At 46.3% G+C, this 20,138-nt stretch carries 29 protein-coding genes; 16 read left to right on the top strand and 13 right to left on the bottom strand.

Annotation, left to right across the window (positions count from 1 at the left end):
• Positions 1–109, top strand: a 109-nt coding sequence (locus ICN30_RS11760) for an IS3 family transposase (RefSeq protein ID WP_370626583.1), incomplete at its 5' end; no start/stop codon positions are given.
• Positions 110–124: 15 nt separating this feature from the next.
• Here the strand turns inward: ICN30_RS11760 and ICN30_RS08125 are convergent.
• Entirely contained in the window at positions 125–505 is a 381-nt protein-coding gene (locus tag ICN30_RS08125; protein WP_370626617.1) for a Bug family tripartite tricarboxylate transporter substrate binding protein, read from the bottom strand.
• A gap of 158 nt (positions 506–663) precedes the next feature.
• On the opposite strand from ICN30_RS08125, the gene ICN30_RS08120 reads away from it, so the two are divergent.
• Positions 664–852, top strand: a complete 189-nt coding sequence (locus ICN30_RS08120) for a hypothetical protein (RefSeq protein ID WP_173942993.1) — start codon at positions 664–666, stop codon at positions 850–852.
• 59 nt (positions 853–911) lie between these two features.
• On the opposite strand, the gene ICN30_RS08115 is transcribed toward ICN30_RS08120, so the two are convergent.
• Entirely contained in the window at positions 912–1,205 is a 294-nt protein-coding gene (locus ICN30_RS08115) for a DUF1330 domain-containing protein (RefSeq protein WP_216274672.1), read from the bottom strand.
• A gap of 84 nt (positions 1,206–1,289) precedes the next feature.
• On the opposite strand from ICN30_RS08115, the gene mmsB reads away from it, so the two are divergent.
• Positions 1,290–2,171: a 3-hydroxyisobutyrate dehydrogenase gene (gene mmsB, locus ICN30_RS08110; RefSeq protein WP_216274670.1), complete on the top strand. Its 882-nt coding sequence runs from the start codon at positions 1,290–1,292 to the stop codon at positions 2,169–2,171.
• Here the strand turns inward: mmsB and selD are convergent.
• From selD to ICN30_RS08075, 7 genes are all read right to left on the bottom strand, one after another.
• Positions 2,168–3,226: a selenide, water dikinase SelD gene (gene selD, locus ICN30_RS08105; RefSeq protein ID WP_216274668.1), complete on the bottom strand. Its 1,059-nt coding sequence runs from the start codon at positions 3,224–3,226 to the stop codon at positions 2,168–2,170. The genes mmsB and selD overlap by 4 nt on opposite strands.
• Before the next feature lie 41 nt (positions 3,227–3,267).
• On the bottom strand, positions 3,268–3,825 hold the full coding sequence (locus ICN30_RS08100) for a TlpA disulfide reductase family protein (RefSeq protein ID WP_216274666.1): 558 nt from the start codon (positions 3,823–3,825) through the stop codon (positions 3,268–3,270).
• Positions 3,826–3,846: 21 nt separating this feature from the next.
• A complete protein-coding gene (locus ICN30_RS08095) occupies positions 3,847–4,956 on the bottom strand; it encodes a transglutaminase family protein (RefSeq protein ID WP_216274664.1) in 1,110 nt (369 codons plus the stop codon).
• A 63-nt stretch (positions 4,957–5,019) separates the two neighbouring features.
• On the bottom strand, positions 5,020–6,303 hold the full coding sequence (locus ICN30_RS08090) for a DEAD/DEAH box helicase (protein WP_216274662.1): 1,284 nt from the start codon (positions 6,301–6,303) through the stop codon (positions 5,020–5,022).
• A 107-nt stretch (positions 6,304–6,410) separates the two neighbouring features.
• Positions 6,411–6,989, bottom strand: a complete 579-nt coding sequence (locus ICN30_RS08085; RefSeq protein WP_216274686.1) for a hypothetical protein — start codon at positions 6,987–6,989, stop codon at positions 6,411–6,413.
• Between the two features lie 22 nt (positions 6,990–7,011).
• Positions 7,012–7,431 (bottom strand): YbgC/FadM family acyl-CoA thioesterase, encoded by a 420-nt coding sequence (locus tag ICN30_RS08080; protein WP_216274661.1) that lies wholly within the window; start codon positions 7,429–7,431, stop codon positions 7,012–7,014.
• Positions 7,432–7,446: 15 nt separating this feature from the next.
• A complete protein-coding gene (locus ICN30_RS08075; RefSeq protein WP_216274660.1) occupies positions 7,447–7,878 on the bottom strand; it encodes a GNAT family N-acetyltransferase in 432 nt (143 codons plus the stop codon).
• A gap of 187 nt (positions 7,879–8,065) precedes the next feature.
• Between ICN30_RS08075 and ICN30_RS08070 the strand changes: the two genes are divergently transcribed.
• On the top strand, positions 8,066–8,647 hold the full coding sequence (locus tag ICN30_RS08070; protein WP_255533172.1) for a hypothetical protein: 582 nt from the start codon (positions 8,066–8,068) through the stop codon (positions 8,645–8,647).
• 87 nt (positions 8,648–8,734) lie between these two features.
• Here the strand turns inward: ICN30_RS08070 and ICN30_RS08065 are convergent, their stop codons facing one another.
• Genes ICN30_RS08065 through ICN30_RS08055 form a run of 3 tightly spaced genes read right to left on the bottom strand, consistent with a single transcriptional unit; the run spans position 8,735 to position 10,670 of the window.
• Positions 8,735–8,959, bottom strand: a complete 225-nt coding sequence (locus ICN30_RS08065) for a molybdopterin-binding protein (protein WP_216133578.1) — start codon at positions 8,957–8,959, stop codon at positions 8,735–8,737.
• An 8-nt stretch (positions 8,960–8,967) separates the two neighbouring features.
• On the bottom strand, positions 8,968–9,843 hold the full coding sequence (locus tag ICN30_RS08060; protein WP_216274659.1) for a substrate-binding domain-containing protein: 876 nt from the start codon (positions 9,841–9,843) through the stop codon (positions 8,968–8,970).
• Positions 9,844–9,848: 5 nt separating this feature from the next.
• Positions 9,849–10,670 (bottom strand): substrate-binding domain-containing protein, encoded by an 822-nt coding sequence (locus ICN30_RS08055; protein ID WP_216274658.1) that lies wholly within the window; start codon positions 10,668–10,670, stop codon positions 9,849–9,851.
• Between the two features lie 74 nt (positions 10,671–10,744).
• On the opposite strand from ICN30_RS08055, the gene ICN30_RS08050 reads away from it, so the two are divergent.
• The 7 genes from ICN30_RS08050 (at position 10,745) to ICN30_RS08020 (ending at position 16,360) form a co-directional block, all read left to right on the top strand.
• Positions 10,745–11,770, top strand: a complete 1,026-nt coding sequence (locus ICN30_RS08050; RefSeq protein ID WP_216274657.1) for a substrate-binding domain-containing protein — start codon at positions 10,745–10,747, stop codon at positions 11,768–11,770.
• Between the two features lie 9 nt (positions 11,771–11,779).
• Entirely contained in the window at positions 11,780–12,544 is a 765-nt protein-coding gene (gene modA, locus ICN30_RS08045) for a molybdate ABC transporter substrate-binding protein (protein ID WP_216863413.1), read from the top strand.
• Between the two features lie 144 nt (positions 12,545–12,688).
• Entirely contained in the window at positions 12,689–12,928 is a 240-nt protein-coding gene (locus ICN30_RS08040; RefSeq protein ID WP_216274656.1) for a FeoA family protein, read from the top strand.
• 2 nt (positions 12,929–12,930) lie between these two features.
• Positions 12,931–14,844 (top strand): ferrous iron transporter B, encoded by a 1,914-nt coding sequence (locus tag ICN30_RS08035; RefSeq protein WP_216274654.1) that lies wholly within the window; start codon positions 12,931–12,933, stop codon positions 14,842–14,844.
• Between the two features lie 74 nt (positions 14,845–14,918).
• On the top strand, positions 14,919–15,311 hold the full coding sequence (locus tag ICN30_RS08030; RefSeq protein ID WP_216274653.1) for a cytochrome c5 family protein: 393 nt from the start codon (positions 14,919–14,921) through the stop codon (positions 15,309–15,311).
• Positions 15,312–15,315: 4 nt separating this feature from the next.
• The gene (locus ICN30_RS08025) at positions 15,316–15,591 is read left to right on the top strand and encodes a SemiSWEET transporter (RefSeq protein ID WP_216274650.1); all 276 of its coding nucleotides are present in this window, start codon (positions 15,316–15,318) and stop codon (positions 15,589–15,591) included.
• 76 nt (positions 15,592–15,667) lie between these two features.
• A complete protein-coding gene (locus tag ICN30_RS08020; protein WP_216274648.1) occupies positions 15,668–16,360 on the top strand; it encodes a fumarylacetoacetate hydrolase family protein in 693 nt (230 codons plus the stop codon).
• Positions 16,361–16,383: 23 nt separating this feature from the next.
• Here the strand turns inward: ICN30_RS08020 and ICN30_RS08015 are convergent, their stop codons facing one another.
• The gene (locus tag ICN30_RS08015) at positions 16,384–17,157 is read right to left on the bottom strand and encodes an enoyl-CoA hydratase/isomerase family protein (RefSeq protein ID WP_216274646.1); all 774 of its coding nucleotides are present in this window, start codon (positions 17,155–17,157) and stop codon (positions 16,384–16,386) included.
• Positions 17,158–17,232: 75 nt separating this feature from the next.
• Between ICN30_RS08015 and ICN30_RS08010 the strand changes: the two genes are divergently transcribed.
• From ICN30_RS08010 to ICN30_RS07990, 5 genes are all read left to right on the top strand, one after another.
• On the top strand, positions 17,233–17,391 hold the full coding sequence (locus tag ICN30_RS08010) for a DUF5993 family protein (protein WP_216274644.1): 159 nt from the start codon (positions 17,233–17,235) through the stop codon (positions 17,389–17,391).
• A 5-nt stretch (positions 17,392–17,396) separates the two neighbouring features.
• Positions 17,397–17,960, top strand: a complete 564-nt coding sequence (locus ICN30_RS08005; protein WP_216274642.1) for a disulfide bond formation protein B — start codon at positions 17,397–17,399, stop codon at positions 17,958–17,960.
• Positions 17,961–17,966: 6 nt separating this feature from the next.
• Positions 17,967–18,980, top strand: coding sequence for a Bug family tripartite tricarboxylate transporter substrate binding protein (locus ICN30_RS08000; RefSeq protein WP_370626616.1), 1,014 nt, complete (start codon positions 17,967–17,969; stop codon positions 18,978–18,980).
• Positions 18,981–19,089: 109 nt separating this feature from the next.
• Positions 19,090–19,581: a hypothetical protein gene (locus tag ICN30_RS07995; protein ID WP_216274640.1), complete on the top strand. Its 492-nt coding sequence runs from the start codon at positions 19,090–19,092 to the stop codon at positions 19,579–19,581.
• Between the two features lie 26 nt (positions 19,582–19,607).
• Positions 19,608–20,126 (top strand): glycine zipper family protein, encoded by a 519-nt coding sequence (locus tag ICN30_RS07990; RefSeq protein WP_216274638.1) that lies wholly within the window; start codon positions 19,608–19,610, stop codon positions 20,124–20,126.
• Positions 20,127–20,138: the final 12 nt, after the last annotated feature.

Raw genomic sequence — 20,138 nt, 5'->3', positions numbered from 1 at the left:
TGATTACATCGAAATGTTTTACAACCCGGTTAGACGCCATAGTTACAACAATGGGCTTTCTCCGGTAAGATTTGAACAGCAGTACCAAGCGAGGTTGGCAAGTGTCTAGGATATTGGTAGCGATTCAGGGCACGCTACCAATGATGGCAACTGGCTCAAAATCTTTGGTGATGTCATAAGAAAGGTTGGTGTACATGCTTGGAGCAATTGAATGATGCACTGCGCCAAGAAGCCAGGTATAGCCATCTGGAGCCATTTTTGCAGCTGCTGCTGCACCAACAGTGCCGCCAGCGCCACCTTTGTTATCGACAATGATTGATGTGCCCATTTGCGTAGATAGCTGCTTTGCTAGGGGGCGCCCAAAAGCATCCACAGCACCACCAGGGGGGAATGGGTTAATGAAGGTAATGGGCTTATTGGGGATTGGCCAATTGCTAGCCTGAGCAAAGGATTGCAGGCTAAGTAGCGCGCCAGCCAATAAAACAAGAATATTTCTGATTTTCACGTTTGTCTCCGTTATTTTTAGTAGTTTTCCCTAATTTAGAGGATTTGCTAGATATAAGAGTTATCCCTGATATCAACCCTGAATTCCTCTGGTTTTTCTAGGGATATACTGATTCCGAGCTCAGTACTCACACTTTGATCAGACATATAGGAGACAAGATGTCACAACACGATACATTGTTGGCTGCTTTCGAAACTTACAAAGCGGAAAACGAAAAGTTTATTGAAAAGGGCGTTAAGGCATCTGCTGCGCGTGCTCGTAAAGCTCTGCAAGAAATTGCTGGCGCATGCAAAGAGCGTCGTAAAGAAATTACAGCCGCTAAAGAAGCGATGGAAGCTAAGAAGTAATTCTTCTTACTCTGGATTGAATTCAGCCTGGCCCCCAAAAGGAGCCGGGCTTTATTTTTTTATATACTTACTGAAAATAAAGTGAGCTTCATAGCTTTGCTCCGAATGTCTAGCAAGCTCTGATATTCAGGGCTATTAACCCAAGACTGAGAGTGCTCCACATCCGGAAACTCCAGCTCAACAAATGCACTAAAGGAATCGCAATGCAATTCATTCCAGAAGAAGGCATTGAATGATCCTCGTGAGCTAATCTTCCCCTGATAGAGGGCTACCGTATTTCCTACCTGAGACCGGTACTCCTCAAATGCCTCCGGATCATTTAACTGAATCAGGCCAATCACTTTAGTTGTCATTCCAGCTCCCGGTAATTTATCCAGCAAGTTTATAAGCAAGCTATAGTGAGATCTTAGAACTTCACTATCTCATACGAGGCGTATATGAAAGTCGCATTTTTAGGTTTGGGTAATATGGGCCTGCCAATGGCTCTCAATTTAATTAAAGCAGGACATCAGGTTCATGGCTTTGATTTGGTCCAGTCCCAGCTTGATGCTTTCAAGGCTGGTGGCGGTATTCCTGTACAGAGTGCATCAGAGGCCGCCAAGGATGCGGATGTCATCATTAGTATGCTCCCAGCCTCACGTCATGTTGAGGCTTTGTATTTGGGTGATGCTGGCTTGCTTGCAACGGCCAATCCAAAGGCCTTACTCATTGACTGCTCTACGATTTCGCCAAAGGTATCGCAGGCTGTAGCCGCTACCGCAAAAGCCAAAGGTTTTGCCATGATCGATGCCCCGGTATCTGGTGGAACTGCAGGCGCTCAGGCGGGGACCTTAACCTTTATGGTGGGTGGTGATGCTTCAGCTCTTGAGTGTGCTCGACCTTTATTAGAAAAGATGGGCAAAAATATCTTTCATGCGGGTGCAAGTGGCAGTGGGCAAACTGTTAAGGTCTGCAACAACATGTTGCTCGGCATTCAGATGCTGGGAACAAGTGAGGCATTGCGCTTAGGAATCGCTAATGGCATGGACCCCAAAGTACTCTCCGACATCATGTCTAAGAGCTCTGGTCGCAATTGGGCTTTAGAGCTCTATAACCCGTGCCCTGGAGTGATGGAGAACGTGCCATCCTCAAAAGGATATGCAGGGGGCTTTGGTGTAGATCTCATGTTGAAAGACTTGGGCTTGGCCACTGAAAATGCTGGCGATCTAGAGGCAAGTGTTCCATTAGGAGAGTTATCCCGCAAGCTGTACGAAGCGCACAGCAAAGCAGGAAATGGCCAGCTTGATTTCTCGAGCGTCTTTAATCTAAAGGCGGATTAAAGCAATACCTCTAGATACTGATTTTCTTTGTTGGTCATTTGCCCAATGACACAAGCGCTAGCAAAGTGATGCTGTTTAAAGATTTCTAAAACAGTATTCACAGCATCTGCGCTGCAAGAGACGAGTAAGCCGCCACTAGTTTGAGGATCCGTTAATAGTGCTTGTTGTGCAGGGCTAAATTGTTCTGGTAAACGAACCTCTGCTCCATAGCTTTGCCAGTTACGATCTGAAGCTCCGGTAATGACACCTTGATCAGCTAGGCTCTGAACATTGGAAAGCAGGGGAACCTGATTCCACTGAATTTGAGCGGTGAGCTTAGAGCCTCGAGCTAATTCCAAGGTGTGGCCAGCAAGACCAAAACCAGTAACGTCAGTTAGTGCATGTACGCCAGGTAATTTCGCAAGATCAGGACCTGCAGAATTTAACTTGGTCGTGTTGGCAATCATCTCTTGATAACCAGCGTCACCTAAGAGATCCTTTTTAAGTGCTGCGGACAAGATACCAACGCCCAGTGGTTTACCTAAAATTAAGACATCTCCAGCCTGAGCCGCTGCATTGCTCTTAACGCGCTTAGGATCAACAATGCCAATCGCAACCAAGCCATAGATAGGCTCAACAGAATCAATCGTATGTCCACCCGCAATCGGAATGCCTGCTGATCTACAGGCTTCAGCACCACCTTCAAGAATGCGGGCAATCGTGGCATTTGAAAGCACCTTAATCGGCATGCCAACGAGAGCTAATGCAAATAGCGGTGTGCCACCCATCGCATAGATATCGCTGATGGCATTGGTGGCGGCAATCTTGCCAAAGTCAAATGGATCATCAACGATCGGCATGAAGAAATCGGTTGTGGCAACAATCGCCTGAGACTCATTAATTTGATACACAGCAGCATCATCTGAAGTTTCAATACCAATCAAGAGCTCTTTTGGAAAAGGTAACTGCGGAACACTTTTCAGGATTTCTGAAAGAACGCCAGGAGCAATCTTGCAACCGCAACCGCCGCCATGTGAGAGGGAGGTTAAGCGGGGTTCTTGTGATGGGATGGTCATGGTATCAGTCGTGATGATGGTTTTCGAGTTGATGTTGGAGTTTATTGCTGGCGAAGCAGGGACTCAATCTTACCCTTGACTTCATCACTATCGGCATTATCAATTGATCCAACCCAAACAGCTTCCACTTTGCCAGTTTTGCCAACCAAAAAGCTTGTAGGAAGACCGCGTGCCCGCCAGTTCTTATAGCTTACGCTATTGCGATCCAATAAGATTTCGATAGAACTATCTGAGATGTTATTGCCCTTGAGAAATTGATTGATCCGAGGTTTCATTTCAGCAAGATTAATAGCCAATACCTTAAAACCCTTTGGCCCATACTTTTCTTGAAGATAAATTAACTCCCCAAACTCTTCTCTACAGGGCTCGCACCAGCTTGCCCAAAAATTAACTAAGACGACTTTGCCTTTGAACTTGCTTAAATCTACAGCTTGCCCCGAAAGATTGTTGAGTTCAATTGGGGGTGTTTGAGTAAGCCCTACATAGCTAGGCGCTCGCCATTCAGCAAACGCTGAATTGGATTCAATCAGGCTGATAAATGCAATAAGAAACGAGAGGGCGATGCCTCTCGTTGTCTGTTGCAGTGAGCTACTTTTCACTTAGGATATCTTCAATACAAATTAGCTAATGCGACGGCTGGTAATTTTGTATTTGAAGTTATCTGGGTCCAAGGAATCGAAGCGACCTTCTTTATTTTCTGCCTGGGGATACATCAAGAATGGAATCTCACCATTTTTACCAAGCTTGGAGCCGGGAAGGGTGATGTCATGTTCATAGTTGTAAGCCATCCAATTCATTTCCCAGTTTCCGAAGAGGTATTCACGAATTGCTAATACTTTAGGATCATTTACAGCTAGACCACCAGTTTCTTCAAGGATGACTTTCCGAACGTCAGCAGGGTCAACTGGAACCCAGCCGAAACCCGTGGCGTAGAACTCAGCGCGGCAATGCTGCGCCTTGGTGATATCACCAGCTTTGCCTAAACTCTTATAGCCACGTGCAGAGTCTGCAATACGAATGCCGTATACATCGCGTGAGGCAACGCCGACTGAGCGAGCTAGCGCAACAAAGACAGCATTAATATCGGCGCACTTACCACCTAGATTATTTGTTTCCAGCATGAGCTTCACATCGCCTTGCCCGCAACCTCGTGTTTTAGGATTGCGGTGCGTGTTGTCTACCACCCAGTTGTAGATAGCCTTCGCTTTTTCAACATCAGTAGCATTAGCTGGTAGGTTAGCTATGCATTGCTGTGCCGTAGTTTTCACAATACCGTCTGTCGGTAAGTATTTCGTTCCACGTGTCCAAAACTTCTGCTCTTCTATAGACAGCTTTAAAGCTGGACTTGGGGTGGCTAACTCCAAATGACGATTACGCGTGCTAACCAGCATAGAGACTTGAACAGTATGACTTGTAGCTGACTTATCCCACTGAGTCCACATCATGCGCGCCTGTTTATCTGGAGTCTCATAAATCTTGCTTACCGCTTTAGGATCTGGACTATCTGTTTTGATAGCGATGGTTCTGAAGTAGTCTGTATCCATTACTAGTGGCAACGGGATCCATGCCTCTGCAGCACCATTAGGTGGCTCAAGCGTGACTTCGGTAGTAATTTCATAAGTAGTCCAGTTAGGCGCACTTTGAGCAAAGGCGGCTGTAATTGGATTGAGTGTCGGCAGTGCAAATGCACCTGCGATGGTTTTAATAGCTGAGCGACGAGTAATAGTCATGTTTTTAAAGTATTTAGGTAGTTTAGAAAGTTGATCTAATTATTGGTAGTAATTTTACTAAAACTAGCGATTGAAACTGCGCTTAGGTGGGCTACCACGCTTGGCAGCCGGCTTGCCTCCACCATTGCCGCCGCCAGCATTACCAGGCCTAGGCTTGCGCGATTGTTGGTGTTGTTGGCTGCGTAATTGGATAGGTTGCGCTACGGCATTTGGATCTGGCTCAAATCCAGCAATCACTTCTTGCGGCAGTTTTTGCTTGATGAGCTTTTCAATATCTCGGAGCATCTGATGTTCATCAACGCAGACCAAAGATACTGCAACACCATTTGAGCCAGCTCTACCGGTTCTGCCGATACGGTGAACATAATCTTCAGATACATTTGGCAAGTCATAGTTCACGACATGGGGAAGTTGGTCAATGTCGATGCCACGCGCCGCAATATCGGTGGCAACCAAGACGGTGATCTTTCCATCTTTAAATTCTGCCAAAGCCTTGGTACGCGCGCTTTGACTTTTATTGCCATGAATCGCCATCGCAGTAATGCCATCTTTTTCCAACTGTGTCACTAATTTATTGGCACCATGCTTGGTGCGAGTAAATACGAGAACCTGTTGCCACTGATTGGTTTTGATCAGATGCGCCAACAATGGATGCTTTTGGGTTCTGTCTACTGGGTGAATCAGCTGAGCAATAGCCTCATTCGTACTATTGCTACGTGCTACTTCAATCAAGGCTGGTGAATTCAGTAAACCATCGGCCAATGCTTTGATCTCGGTCGAGAAAGTTGCTGAAAATAGTAAGTTCTGACGTTGCTTTGGCAATGCAGCCAAGATCTTTTTGATATCACGCAAGAAGCCCATATCCAGCATGCGATCTGCTTCGTCCAAGACGAGGATTTCAATATTGGCAAGTGAGACACAATTCTGCGACATTAAGTCGAGCAGGCGACCTGGTGTTGCCACCAAAATATCCAACCCAGCAGCGATTGCTTTAATTTGTGGATTCGCGCCAACGCCACCAAAGATCACGGTGGATTTAAGGCCGGTGTATTTGCCGTAAGTCACAACAGACTCTTGAACTTGGGCGGCTAACTCGCGGGTAGGAGTCAAAATCAGTACGCGTAACTGACGTTTGCCACCTGCTTTTGCTGTAGTGCTTAAGCGCTGAAGAATCGGCAGGGTAAAGCCAGCGGTTTTACCGGTGCCTGTTTGAGCGGCAGCAAGTAAATCTCCACCTTTTAATACGGCAGGGATAGACTTTTCTTGAATGGGGGTAGGGCTGGTGTAACCCTCTTCATTAATAGCGCGAAGAATGGGTTCTGATAAACCAAGATCTGTAAATAACATAGGGACCAAATAAATATTGGCCCGTATTCAATTAAACGACTATCCCGGCCAATGGGGTGAGCTGCCACACTTGGAGTGTTTGCAGAAAGAGTCGCTATTTTAAGCTATCAGGCTGCATTCCAAAGATTTGGCATCACTGAATTGGCATATCCCGAGACAAATAATTTTTCTGCGCCTGTAATAGGGTCAAACACAGCGCGCTGGATGCGACCAATGTTTCCACCATATACATGAATGCTGATGGAAGTTTGGTCACTCAAAGCATTCTCGACCACATGGATGTCATGTGTTTTGGGGGATACGGTAGCAACTTGACCTGGGTGGCAAAGGAATGACTCACCGGCTTTATAACTGCCATCGGCCTGTTGGTAATAGTCGGCGCTGCGTTCTTGCCCTCGCAACTGGCCAATCATGCCCCAGACGGTATGGTTATGTAATGGTGTCTTTTGACCGGGGCCCCAAACAAAGCTGACTACTGAAAAGCGATCCAGTGGATCTGCATAGAGCAAGTATTGCTGGTAGTACTGAGGATGTGGTTTGCAAAATTCTTCTGGCAACCAGTCATCAACCTGAATTAAGTTTTCTAAGAGCTTTTTCCCTTTAGAGAGAACAATTTCCTCACTCGGCTTGCTCTCTAGAAGTGTTGCGAGTTCTTTCACAAAAGTCAGTAGCTTGCCTTCTTGCATTGAAGTCTCTTCAGTAGTGATGTTATTGATCTGCTGCAAAGAGCCAGTCAGGCAGACCCTTTGGTTTTAGGGTGGTAGTGTCAACACAGACAATGTGCAGTAATGCGGTAGCAAGAAGCTCTGGTTCCATCCCTTCGACAATGCGTTTTGCAGTTTGCTTTACCGCAATTTGGGTGCGACCACGGTGCTCGATGATTTGGTCAATGCTTAAGAGATCATCTAAGCGCCCCGGTCTATGAAAGTTCATCGTGATTTCTCGGACGGGAAGAACGATCCCAAATTCATTGACCAATTTTGTTGGGCTTAAGCCTCTTTGCTGCAGCCATTCAGAACGGCTTCTTTCAAATATCTCTAAATAGCGCGCGTGATATACAAATCCTGCTGCATCGGTATCCGAGTAGCAAACACGAAAGAGGAAAGGGGGGTTGCTTGATTGGGTCATAGTGGCCAGGTGCTATTAGATATATAGAATCATATCGCGATGCGCAATGCCAGCTTCATCGTAGATATCACCTTGTGCAATAAATCCAAATTTCTCGTAAAACGGGATAGCCGATAGTTGGGCGTGCAATTCCAGTTGGGAAATACCTTGGGATTTACTCAGCTCTAGCAGGGCGCCCAGCAATCTTCCTCCAATTCCTTGTCTTCGATGCATCGGTAATACCGCCATACGTCCAATTCGTCCAACTTTTCCAATGCTCCCAGGTGGGGTGACTAGGCGAGCCGTCCCAATGCATTCCGAGTTCAGATGCGCTAGAGCATGCTGTGCGAGTGGGTCGTACTCGTCGAGCTCCATCTCTTCTGGAATGCCTTGCTCTTCGATAAATACGCGTTTTCGAATGCAATAGGCCTCTTCTTTGCCATCGAGCCAGGATTTAATCAAGATCACGCGTTATCTCTCTGCTATCTATATATATGGAGGCAAATTAGCCAATCAGCCTCCAATGTAGCAAATTGCACCTATTTTGACTCTAAATATTAGCTCTAAGGCCTATAAGCAAATCACTTCATGGTTAAAATGAAAAGGCGGTGTCAGAGGATTGGCGCCCCTTACAAACCTTTATCTAGGAGTTATCTTGAAGAAATCTTTATTGGCTACATTAGTTGCCTCACTCGGTTTAGTTGTTGCAGGTTCAGTATTCGCTCAAGCTCCAGCAAAAATGTTGCCTTTGGCAGCTGAAGCAATTGTATTGACTGCTACTGTTGATTCAGTGGACGTAAAGAAGCGCATCGTAGTTCTGAAGGACTCTAACGGTAACTTGGCTCAAATGAATGTATCCAAGCAAGTAAATGATTTGGATAAAGTGAAGAAGGGCGATGTATTTGTTGTTGAGCATGCTCAAGCGATTGCAGTTGGTTTAGTTGCTGCTCCTAAAGATGCAAAACCAGGTGTTTCAGGTGTTCGTTCAGTAGTGATCGCAGGCAAAGGTTCTGCTAAGCCATTTGAAGAAACAACTGACACTGTTTATGCAACAGTGAAGATCGGCACAATTGATACAAAAACTCGTATCGTGACATTCACATTGCCATCAGGCGAGAAGCAAAAAGTTAAAGTAGACCAAAGCGTTTTAGGTCTTGAGAAATTCAAGGCTGGTGACGACGTAATGGTTGAATTCGTTGACGACACAGCAATTGGTTTCGTAACACCAAAGAAATAAGTATCAAAAACTAATTAAGCATTAATCCTGCTGGAGCAGTAAAGAAAGAAGGCCCGCATTGCGGGCCTTTTGCTTATCAGCTAAAGATTAAGCGTCTTTAGCAATCATTACATCAGAAGCTTTGATTACTGCCCAAGCCTGATCACCAACTTTGAGCTTGAGTTCATCAACAGCCTCATTAGTAATAGAGGCAGTAACGATGTGGCCAGCACCAATATCTAACTTCACGTGAGAAGTGGTTTGACCCATTTTGAGTTCAACAACTTTACCGCTGAGAGTATTACGTGCGCTGAGTTTGACTTTAAGTTCCATGATTTCTCCTAGTGAACGTATTGTTTGGCGTAGACAGCATCATTGTAAAGGGCTTCCTTGTGCTGCGCCTTACCGTAGTTGCGAATAATGGCCTGACCTTCATCAGAGGCCACAAATTGAATGAACTTAGCGGCAATATCGCGGTTCTCAGTGGCGCCGACGGGGGCTACTAAAGCATCATAGGTATTTACTAGGTAGGGATCGCCGCGATACAGAATCTGTAGATCAGGCGCAACATTTTTCTCCGCCACCCAAGTACTACTATCTGTCATGAAATACGCTTTGTCAGTATTTGCCCGTTTAAGCGAGGCTGTCATGAAGTCATTGGTCACAATGTACCAATTTCCTTCAGGTGTAATCCCAGCCTTCTTCCAGATATCCATTTCTTTCTGGTGTGTGCCTGATTTATCGCCGCGAGAGATAAAGTTAGCCTGTGCCTTGGCGATCTTTGCATAAGCATCAGCGCCACTGCTAGCAGATTTGATTTTGGCGCTATCTGCTTTAGGCCCAACGATATAAAACTCGTTAGAGCCAATTAACGTTCTGCCAGTTGCCCATCCTTCAGCAATTGCTTTGTTGACGCCCTCTGGTGCATGCACCATGATCATGTCTACCTGCTGCGTTTTCAGCAGGTTAAGGGAGGCACCACTTCCGGCCTTGATCCAGACCAAACGTGCGCCTTCCTTTTTGTCGAAAGCCTCACCCAGTTGTTGCAGTAGGCCTAACTCCCCAGGGCTGCCGGTTGCCAATTTAAAGCTCTTGGCGCCTTGACCATAAGTAGCTTCCACTTTTGGAGGGTTGGATTGCGCTAATGATGTTTGCATTCCAAGCCCTATTAATAAAGTGGAGAGAAGTGCGCTAAATAACTGGTGTGAATTTCTCATGCTAATTATTTGCTAGCGTTAGGGAAGAAGAGTTGCTCGCCACCAATTTTGTAGCTTGCAATAACGTCTTGACCATTTTTAGAAATCAGCCAATCAATAAACTCCTGTCCTTCAGCTTTTTTCACATGTGGGAATTTAGCTGGGTTTACTAGCATGACGCCATACTGATTAAATAGCTTTGGATCGCCTTGAACCAAGATGACTAAATCACCGCGGTTCTTAAAGGAAAGCCAAGTAGCGCGATCAGCCAAGATATAGCCATTCATTGCAGATGCGGTATTGAGGGCAGGGCCCATGCCAGAGCCGGTTTCTTTGTACCAGGCGCTAGGTGCCACTGTAATGGCTGCATCTTTCCAGTAACGTAATTCAGCAGCATGCGTACCGCTCTTATCACCACGTGATACGAATGGTGCTTGAGCAGCTGCAATTTTCTGAAACGCAACTTTGATATCTTTGCCGCCACCAATTTTTGCTGGATCTGCTTTAGGTCCAATCAATACAAAGTCGTTGTACATCACTTCATAACGTTTTGTGGAGTATCCCTCAGCTACGAACTTTTCTTCAGCAGGCTTGTCATGAACAAACACGACATCAGCATCGCCACGACGACCAATATCTAAGGCTTGGCCAGTTCCAACAGCAACCACTTTGACATCGATGCCGGTTTTCATTTTGAAGATTGGCAAAATAAAGCCAAAGAGGCCAGATTGCTCGGTAGAGGTTGTGGATGACACAACAATGCTTTTCTCTTGCGCATGTGCAGCGTTGCTTAAAAGCGCTAGGGCGGTAATGGCAGATGCCAGTAGTCGGGTAAATGAGAATTTCATCTGAGTTCGCTTCCTTATGGGTGTTCGGTTAAGATCTGTCATATTACAAAACATCAATATGCAAAAAATTACATATGAGAATTCAGATCCGACCCACCCTTATTTTTGGTAGCAAGAACGCCAAAGATCCGGCTGTTGTGGATTTGGTCTGGCTAACCAGCCTCTTGAAAGACATTGAGCACGGCAAAACCTTGATGTCCGCTTGTAAGAAGATGGGCCTCTCCTATAGAAACGTTTGGCAAAAGCTCAACGATGTTGAGGAGGCCTTAGGCTTTAAATTGATGGATCGGGTTAGAGGGCATGGATCCCAGCTCTCTGAATATGCCAGATACCTGATTCAATTTACCGACGATTTTGATCAAAAAACAATGCGCCTGGGTCAGACCAGCCTGTCTCATTTAGAAGAGGGCTTTACTCAATTTAGGGTAAAGGCAAAAAAACAGTGGCGACTAGCTAGTAGTAGCGATCCCATTATTCAAAAATCCGTATTGGATATCGGCGGTTTTGAATTAATTACAGCGGGATCTGGTGAAGCGCTTGAGCGTCTATTCAACTATGAAGTGGATATTGCAGGCTTTCATGTATCTGAGCAGCAAAGCTCACAAATTATTGCAAAGCGCCTGAAAAAAGAGGGAATGCAAATCTTTCCGGTGATGAAGCGCGTTCAAGGCTTGATAGTCGCTAAAGGTAATCCTCAAAACATTAATAGCCCGAAGGACCTATTGCGTCCCAAGATTCGCTTTATTAATCGTCAAAAGGGTTCCGGTACGCGCCTCTTGCTCGATACCATCCTAACTAAGGAAGGTATTGATCCGCATCGTATTAAGGGCTATGAGAATGAGGAGTTCACGCACTCTGCAATTGCGATGGCAATATTGGCTAAGAAAGTAGATGCGGGCATGGGTGTCAAGAGTGTGGCAATTGAGAATGGTCTCGACTTTATTCAGTTAAAAGACGAAATCTTTTTCCTAGCCATGGGTGAGGAGCTCGGCACCAATAGAGAGCTTGCTAAGCTCATTCGAAAGATTCGCGCACTCTCTGGCGAAACCCCGGGTTATAAATCGATTGGTCTTAATAAGCAGATTGCTGGTTGGTTATAAACTAGCTCCATGATCAAAGGTATTTGCGTATTGGGGTTTCTGGCTTGGGGTTTTCTGAGCCCTATTACCTATGCGCAATCAGTCACAGTCGCAGTGGCAAGCAACCTGAAGCCTGCATTCGAGGAGATCTTTAAGGGCTTTAGTCAGAGCAATCCTCAAAGTAAAAACATTCGCGTTGTTTATGGCTCGTCGGGCAATCTTTCAAGTCAGATGAAGCATGGTGCACCATATGAGCTGTTCATCTCTGCGGACGAGGCTTATCCATTGAGATTGGCTGAAGCGGGTTTAACTCGAGATCGTGGGGCGGTGTATGCATCAGGACATTTGGCCCTGATTGCGAATACAGCAGCTGGCCTTCGTTTAAGTTCAGATCCAGATAGCATTCAGTCTTTGCTGAGAGGTGCTAAGAAGATTGCGATCGCCAATCCAGATTTGGCTCCCTATGGCAAGGCCTCCGTCCAATATCTTCAGGCAATCGGTTTGTGGGATGAGCTGCAGAGTAGGGTGATATTTGCAGAAAATATTTCCATTGCCGCTGTCTACGTGAGCACCGGAGCTGCCAAGGTTGGCATTACCGCTTTATCCCTAGCAAAGTCTTCAGAGCTGTCTCAGCAAATTCAATATATTTCCTTGCCAGATAATTTGTATGCTCCGATTAAGCAGCGCATGGTTTTAAAGCGAGATCCAGCATCCATTGCTATCGGGCTGTATGACTACCTGCAAGGACCTGTTGCTAAGCAGATTCTGCGTAATAACGGATATTCCGTTCCCTGACGAGACTAAGTCGACTCTTTTTGTTTTAAATCAAGATGGCGGTCTAGTTATTGGGCGATGATTAAGCTCATCAATCACTCCTAGAGAATGATATTCATTCTCATGTGGGGATATAATTGACCTATCCATCCCATCAATCTAGACATGAACCTCGAAGAAATTCTCCCGGGCGTCAGGGCCCGTGTTTGCAAGATCGCCACTTCAGGTGATCAACGCGAGGATATTCGTGGTCAATTGGAAGATATTGGCTTCCTTCCTGGCGAGCAGGTGGAAGTCTTGCGCAAGGGATTATTAGGCAAGGGCCCTATATTGATTCGAGTTGGATCATCGACATTTGCCTTAAGAGAATCTGAAGCGCGATTAGTTGAGGTAGAAATACTTTAAGCATGTCCGAAGCGCAGATCCATTTCTATCCAAGTGAGCCCCTAGTCGCATTGCTGGGTAATCCCAATTGCGGAAAAACAGCACTCTTTAATTTACTGACTGGTAGTCGTCAAAAGGTCGCCAATTATTCTGGTGTAACTGTCGAGAGAAAAGAAGGGCGCCTAACTCTCGAATCTGAAAAAGTCATTCGCATTCTGGATCTTCCTGGTGCCTATAGTTTGTACCCACGCTCTTTGGATGAGCGAGTCACTTGTAACGTGCTTCATGGCAAAGCCCAAGGCGAAAAGCGTCCTGACCTCGTACTCTGCGTTCTCAATGCCATGAACCTCAGACGCAACTTGCGTTTAGTTCTATCTGCAAAGCGCCTAGGCTTACCCTGCGTCGTAGTGCTCAATATGGTGGATGTTGCCCAGCGCCAAGGTTTGAATGTCGATGCGGCAGCCTTGTCTCAAGAGTTGGATCTGCCTGTTATTGCAACGGTAGGTATTCATGCCAATGGTGCTGATGGTCTCAAACACTATTTGAGTGAGCTCGATTGGAAAAACTTATCCGCATTAAGTGCGAGCAATATAGATGAGGGCATTGAAACTTCTGTCGATCATTCGGCTCATACCGAGTCTGACAACCTACAGGTTCAGCGCATATTACAAAATCTGGGCTTAGATCAAATCATTCCCGATCATTTGAGTGATCGCCTGGATTCAGTGTTGCTACATCCTTTTTTTGGTCCGGTCATCCTCGCCACAGTCCTCTTCTTCATTTTCCAGGCTGTCTTTAGTTGGGCTACCTTTCCTATGGAGCTTATTAAGACTGGAGTCGATTGGTTGGGTGCCTTATTAACTCAAGCGCTTCCAAATAATTGGCTGCGTAGCTTATTGGTGGATGGTATTTTGGCTGGTGCCGGCGGAGTATTGATTTTCTTGCCGCAGATTTTGATTCTGTATTTCTTTATCCTCATTTTGGAAGAGTCTGGTTATCTTCCGCGAGCCGCTTATTTGCTGGATCGACTAATGGGGCGGGTTGGTCTTTCGGGTAGATCATTTATCCCGCTCTTATCTAGCTTTGCTTGTGCCATCCCTGGAATTATGGCTACGCGAAGTATCTCCAATGCGCGCGATCGTTTGGTGACGATATTGATTGCGCCGATGATGACTTGTTCAGCACGCCTACCTGTATATGCCTTGTTAATTTCCGCCTTTATTCCTGAGCGTAAATTATGGGCGGGATTAGATTTGCAAGGCTTGGTTTTATTCTTGCTCTATGTTGCAGGTATTGCTGGTGCTATGGCCGTAGCTTGGATTCTCAAACGCTTTACTAGTGAAAAGTTTCAATTGAATGCGTTAATGATGGAGTTGCCGAGCTATCACTTGCCACGTTTGGGTAATCTGGTAATTGGTCTTTGGCAGCGCGCTGAAATTTTCTTGCGCCGCGTTGGTGGAATTATTCTGATCATGACGGTTTGCCTATGGGCGCTCTCGAGTTTTCCACTTCCTCCAGAAAATGCGACCGGCTCAGCTATTCAATACAGTATTGCTGGAATGATGGGGCAAGCCTTGACCGTAGTCTTCGAGCCAATTGGTTTTAACTGGCAAATCAGTATTGCTTTAGTGCCTGGTATGGCGGCACGAGAAGTGGTCGTGAGCTCTTTGGCAACGGTCTATGCGCTATCTAGTTCTGGTATTGATGCTGCCGATGCTTTGGTACCCCTGATCTCTACAGGCTGGAGTCTAGCCACGGCCTTATCGCTTTTGGCTTGGTTTGTCTTTGCTCCCCAATGCCTCTCAACGATTGCTGCCGTTAAAAGAGAAACAGGCGGATGGAAGATTCCGGTCATCATGCTGAGCTATCTATTTGGATTGGCCTATCTGGCAGCCTTTATCACTTATCGGGTTGCGAGCTACTTCGGCTTAGCCTAACGCCCAATTAGGCACTCAATGCAAAATTGAGATAAATTGTCATGAATGACAATTAACCCTTCATTGGTGCCCTTATGAATTTATCTTTTCGCCCCCTTATTTTTATTGCTGCATCAACCCTCAGTTTCGGAGCATTTGCTGAGCCCGGCGAAAACACTTACAAGCAAGTATGCGCAGCTTGTCATGGCTCCGGTGTTTTAAACGCTCCTAAGTTTGGCGACAAGACCAAGTGGGCTCCTTTGATTGCTGAGGGTCAAGTGACTCTGACAGCACATGCTTATGTTGGTGTGAGGGGAATGCCTGCTAAAGGGGGTAATCCTAATATGACAATTGAAACGTTTTCAGATGCCGTAGCCTATATGGCCAACAAGGCCGGTGGCAATTGGAAGACGCCAGACGCAAAAACCCTTGCAGCGATTAATAAAGAAATCGAATCTCGCAAAGCCGGCTTAAATCAAAAGCAGTAATTGCATGTATTTACAGCCACATCAAATTGAGATTATTGGCTACTGCGCTGCATTTTTGACGACGATTGCTTTTCTGCCTCAGGCGATTCAATCCTGGCGTACCCGAGATCTTTCTGGAATCTCGTTAGGCATGTATAGCTTATTTACCGTAGGCGTAGGCTTATGGTTCATCTACGGACTCATTATTGAAAAGTGGCCCTTGATCTTGGCCAATGCCTTGACCTTCGCTTTGGCTCTCAGCATATTGCTGCTCAAGCTCCGGAGTAGTGGTCATCAATGACATTGACTCAAGTAATGTCATAATTAATTCACACAATAATTATTAAAAAATAAGACATTCATCAGAAAGGCTATTTATGAGCACTGCATACGTTATTGATCCGCCAATCGTTCCATCACTTCCTGTAGTGGGTGATACCCGCCGTTTTGCTGTGAACCGTATTTATTGCGTTGGTCGCAACTATGCTGATCACGCCCGTGAGATGGGTCATGATCCTGATCGTGAGCCACCATTCTTTTTCATGAAGCCAGCTAACTCAATCGTAGCTGATGGCAAAGATATGCAATATCCAAACCTATCGAATGATGTTCATCACGAAATCGAGATGGTCGTTGCTATCGGTAAAGGTGGCGTTAATATTCCAGCGGATAAAGCGCTAGAGCATGTTTATGGTTACGGTGTTGGTTTAGATATGACCCGTCGTGACTTGCAGGGTGAGGCCAAGAAAATGGGGCGTCCTTGGGACACTGGAAAAGCCTTTGATCAATCCGCGCCTTGCGCGGCGATTACCCCAGCTGCGCAGTTCGGACATCCGAACAAGGGTGTAGTCAAGCTATTGGTTAATGGTGAAGTGCGCCAAGAGGGCAACTTAAACCAATTGATTTGGAATGTTCCTGACACCATCGCTTACTTATCAACTTTGTTCACCCTCGAGCCAGGCGATTTGATTATGTCTGGCACGCCTGCAGGTGTTGGGCCTGTGAAAAAAGGTGATGTACTTGAGGGAAGCGTCGAAGGTCTTACGCCACTCAAAATTAAGATTGTTTAATACATGCAAACCTTCTTAAAAAATTACTTGCCAATCCACTTTGGCGAGCGTCCTTCAAGGAAGGCATTAACCCCTTCTTTGAAGTCGACGCTGTTGTAAGTCTCTCTCATGAGTTCGGTGCAGTCCGGTAAATTACTTTCCATTATGCGAGCTAAGGTTACCTTACTTGCCTTCTGGGTGATCGGTGCAAGCGATGCTAATTTGATTGCCAAAGATTCAGTTGCTTCCACAATGCCCTCAGGAGTAGTGGTTTGGTATAGGTAGCCTGAGTTCAGTAATTCAGGTGCCTTGATCAGTTCTGCTGTTAGCAACATCCGTTTCACCATCGGCACGCCTAGGTGATTGGCAATCCAAGACAGATTGCTTGGCGATAAACAATTGCCCAAAGTCTTTGCTACTGGAATGCCAAAGCGTGCATCATCAGTCGATATTCTGAAATCACATGCGGTAGCAATAAGTAAACCACTGCCAACAGCCAATCCTTCAATCAGTGCAATAGTTGGAATAGGTAAGTGTTGCAAAGAGTGAAAAATTGCATCCACTGAAACTTCATATGCTTCATTCTCTTGGAGGTCTACAAATTGCTGAATATCGCTACCCGATACAAACGCCTTATCGCCAGCACCCCTAAAAATCGCCACTCGGATTTCTGGTTTACTTGCTAATTCATCGCAAATGCGTTTGAGTTCTTCATACATCGGCCAGGTCAAGGCATTGCGTGCTGCAGGATTATTAAAGGTAATACGGGCGATGGGCCCATCGAGTTGGAAGTCGATGCAGGGTGGGGTGGTGTTCATGACTGCATTCTATACAAAAGACCCTTTAAACCGCTTGTTTTTAGCTTCTAGAACGACCTGCGATAGAATTCATTTATGTACATGTTCCTACCTTTCCTGACGGCCTTTATCGGTCTTGTCCTAGTTTGGTTTGAGAAGCGCCTTGCAGCTCTCGTAGCACTTGCTATTACTGTTGGCATCTTGATGTTCTGGTTCCGCATTCATGCTACGGACCACCTTAAGATCAGTCTGTAAAGAACGTGAGTAAGCATTCTTTTCCTTCATTAGCTGCCCTAGGCAATCAACTGGCTTTGGCTGGGATCATTGGCATGTTGTCTTATGCCTTTGTGGACCAACTCTATTTCGGTGAGTTGCCTTGCCCACTGTGCCTCATGCAACGCATGGGTTTTGTGATCATCGGTTTTGCATTGGTTCTGAATATTCGTTGCGGTGCGCATTCATCTCACTACGGTTGGGGCATCATCGGCGGCTTAACGGGGATGATGGTTTCCTTGCGCCAAGTTTTCTTGCATATTCTTCCGGGTGACAAAGGATTTGGGAAAACGTTTCTCGAGTTGCATTTTTATACTTGGGCCTACGTAGGATACGTTGGCTTATTGGCTGGCCTTGCGATTCTGTTGATGCTGCCGAATCGTGATGTGCGTTCTCGCTCGCTGTTTGCCAATACATTAATCATTCTATTTATTGTTCTGGTTTTTGCTAACCTCGCTTCCACGCTTTTGGAGTGCGGCATTGGCCCTTGTGCTGATGATCCCGTTAAATATGACGGATGGATCTGGTTACGCACCCGTTTTGGTTTTTAAGTTAGCGTGAGTGATCTCAAGCTGATCATCTCTGGGGTGCTTAAGGGTCTAGCAGTTTTACTGGTTTGCTTAGGCCTCGCCAATACCGCTCAATCCCAAGCCACCAAAACCAATACAGCTTGGCCTAAACAAGCGATTCGGATTGTGGTGACATTTACTCCTGGTGGAGCCCCTGATATCTTGGCGCGTGTATTAGCTGAGAGTTGGCAACAAAGTTTAGGCGTCCCAGTCCTCGTGGAAAACCGTCCAGGCTATGGCGGCAATATCGGTGCCGACCTTGTTGCAAAGAGTGAGCCAGATGGCTACACGCTCCTCATTGGCACAGTGGGTATCCACGCTATTAACGGCGCGCTGTATGAGAAGATGTCCTTTCATCCGATTAATGATTTCACGCCTATTAGTTTCTTGGCGAGCACACCAAATGTACTGGTGGTAAATAAGAAGTTGGGCGTGACTAATCTGCATGAACTGATTGAGCTGGCAAAAGCCAAACCCAACGAACTTACTTTTGGCTCCTCCGGAGTCGGCACTTCCTTGCACATGTCTGGCGAACTTTTTAAAGAAATGACTGGAGTCCAGATTCGGCATATTCCTTACAAAGGCAGGGCCCAATCTTTGCCGGATCTCATTAGCGGTCGGATTTCCATGCTCTTTGATAATCTGTCTTCATCGCTGCCTCTGATTAAGGCGGGAGAAGTGCAGGCTTTGGCAGTAACCACCTTAAAACGCTCTCCAGCGGCTCCAGAGATTCCGACGATGGCTGAGCAAGGCTTGCCTGGATTTGAGGCAACATCGTGGTTCTCGCTCATGGCACCAGCGAATCTTCCTCCAAGCGTTCAAAAGCGCTTAAATGCCTTGACTCGTCAAGCCCTCAATCAACCCGATGTCAGAAACAAGTTGCTGGCTAGCGGTTTGGATCCCGCTCCAGGAAGCCCGCAAGAGCTTTCTAGGTTGATTCAGTCTGAGACTAATAAGTGGGGTAGAGTGATTTACAAATCAGGCGCAAAATTAGAACAGTAAGTCAAAAAACTTAAGTGATAAATATTCTAATAAAAGCCCAATTCCTGTCAGCCTGGATTTGGGTGAAGCGTTAAAGGTAGTAGGAGGCGACCAATTAATGGGGTCCACTATGAAAACAAGCCATAAGCAATACAAAGCAGTTATGTCTAAAGCGGTTCTGGCGCTCTTTGCAGCGGTAGGCCTATTTACCCTTGCTCCGGTAGCGGCTCAAGCAGGTAATGTGGGCTGGGCTGTCTCTGTTGGGGGCGGTTACGGCGGTGGCTATGGTGGCGGTTGGCGCCCAGCAGCTTACGGCCCTAGTTGGGGCGGTGGCTGGGGTCCAGGTTGGCGTGGTGGGTATTATGGCCCTGGCTATGGCTATCCCTATGCGGCTGGCTACTATGCTCCACCTGTGGTGTACGCAAGTCCTCCAGTAGTTACTTATGCGGCACCACAGCAACCCATGGTTTTAGCTTCTCAGCCGCAGCCTCCAGTTTGGTATTACTGTGAAGCGAGTGGGCAATATTTTCCCTATGTGCAAAGTTGCGCATCTGGGTGGCAGACTCAGCCAGCAATGCCACCATCCGGCAATGCATCGACACGCCAACGTAACCACAATTAAATAGTTATCCGATTTAAGGAATCAATATGAAACGTACCGTACTGACATTGGCGCTCATCAGCTCTTTGGCTGCCTGTGTCTCTGCACCAACCGGCCCAACCGTCGCCATCATGCCGCGTGAAGGTAAGCCGTTTGAAGTCTTTCAACAAGAAGATCAACAATGCCGTGAATTCGCTGCAAATGCGATTAAAGACACCAGTAATGCAGCCCTTAAAGAGGGTGCAACTAGTGCAGCCATTGGTGCAGCTTTAGGAGCGGCAGCTGGCGCAGTTATTCAGGGCGGAAGTAGCCAGAACATTGGTACTGGCGCAGGCATTGGTTTACTTGGTGGTGCCGCTATGGGTGCCATGAACTCCTCTGGCAAGCAAAATCAGGCGCAGGCGCAATATAACATCGCCTATCAGCAGTGCATGTATTCCAAAGGCAATCAGGTACCTAGCTATCCAACTCAAAACTTTGGTGGCAATGGTGGCAATAACAATGGATACAACATTCCACAAGGCAAACCATCAATGTCACCCAATGGATTTAAACCGATTCAGTAATTCGTATTGCTG

This window comes from Polynucleobacter sp. 31A-FELB (assembly GCF_018882405.1).
In the GTDB taxonomy this organism is placed as follows: domain Bacteria; phylum Pseudomonadota; class Gammaproteobacteria; order Burkholderiales; family Burkholderiaceae; genus Polynucleobacter.
Note: the sequence above shows the minus strand (reverse complement) of the source record. Positions and strands in the feature narration are given on the sequence as shown.

Coding starts and splice junctions, on each gene's coding strand:
- ICN30_RS08095 (WP_216274664.1), bottom strand. CDS start 4,956: ATGACTATTACTCGTCGCTCAGCTATTAAAACCATCGCAGGTGCATTT.
- ICN30_RS08065 (WP_216133578.1), bottom strand. CDS start 8,959: ATGGAACTTAAAGTCAAACTCAGCGCACGTAATACTCTCAGCGGTAAA.
- modA (WP_216863413.1), top strand. CDS start 11,780: ATGATCAAAGGTATTTGCGTATTGGGGTTTCTGGCTTGGGGTTTTCTG.
- ICN30_RS07990 (WP_216274638.1), top strand. CDS start 19,608: ATGAAACGTACCGTACTGACATTGGCGCTCATCAGCTCTTTGGCTGCC.
- ICN30_RS08055 (WP_216274658.1), bottom strand. CDS start 10,670: ATGAAATTCTCATTTACCCGACTACTGGCATCTGCCATTACCGCCCTA.
- ICN30_RS08040 (WP_216274656.1), top strand. CDS start 12,689: ATGAACCTCGAAGAAATTCTCCCGGGCGTCAGGGCCCGTGTTTGCAAG.
- mmsB (WP_216274670.1), top strand. CDS start 1,290: ATGAAAGTCGCATTTTTAGGTTTGGGTAATATGGGCCTGCCAATGGCT.
- ICN30_RS08025 (WP_216274650.1), top strand. CDS start 15,316: ATGTATTTACAGCCACATCAAATTGAGATTATTGGCTACTGCGCTGCA.
- ICN30_RS08120 (WP_173942993.1), top strand. CDS start 664: ATGTCACAACACGATACATTGTTGGCTGCTTTCGAAACTTACAAAGCG.
- ICN30_RS08085 (WP_216274686.1), bottom strand. CDS start 6,989: ATGCAAGAAGGCAAGCTACTGACTTTTGTGAAAGAACTCGCAACACTT.
- ICN30_RS08035 (WP_216274654.1), top strand. CDS start 12,931: ATGTCCGAAGCGCAGATCCATTTCTATCCAAGTGAGCCCCTAGTCGCA.
- ICN30_RS08050 (WP_216274657.1), top strand. CDS start 10,745: ATGAGAATTCAGATCCGACCCACCCTTATTTTTGGTAGCAAGAACGCC.
- ICN30_RS08015 (WP_216274646.1), bottom strand. CDS start 17,157: ATGAACACCACCCCACCCTGCATCGACTTCCAACTCGATGGGCCCATC.
- ICN30_RS07995 (WP_216274640.1), top strand. CDS start 19,090: ATGAAAACAAGCCATAAGCAATACAAAGCAGTTATGTCTAAAGCGGTT.
- ICN30_RS08090 (WP_216274662.1), bottom strand. CDS start 6,303: ATGTTATTTACAGATCTTGGTTTATCAGAACCCATTCTTCGCGCTATT.
- ICN30_RS08060 (WP_216274659.1), bottom strand. CDS start 9,843: ATGAGAAATTCACACCAGTTATTTAGCGCACTTCTCTCCACTTTATTA.
- ICN30_RS08115 (WP_216274672.1), bottom strand. CDS start 1,205: ATGACAACTAAAGTGATTGGCCTGATTCAGTTAAATGATCCGGAGGCA.
- ICN30_RS08020 (WP_216274648.1), top strand. CDS start 15,668: ATGAGCACTGCATACGTTATTGATCCGCCAATCGTTCCATCACTTCCT.
- ICN30_RS08010 (WP_216274644.1), top strand. CDS start 17,233: ATGTACATGTTCCTACCTTTCCTGACGGCCTTTATCGGTCTTGTCCTA.
- ICN30_RS08080 (WP_216274661.1), bottom strand. CDS start 7,431: ATGACCCAATCAAGCAACCCCCCTTTCCTCTTTCGTGTTTGCTACTCG.
- ICN30_RS08030 (WP_216274653.1), top strand. CDS start 14,919: ATGAATTTATCTTTTCGCCCCCTTATTTTTATTGCTGCATCAACCCTC.
- selD (WP_216274668.1), bottom strand. CDS start 3,226: ATGACCATCCCATCACAAGAACCCCGCTTAACCTCCCTCTCACATGGC.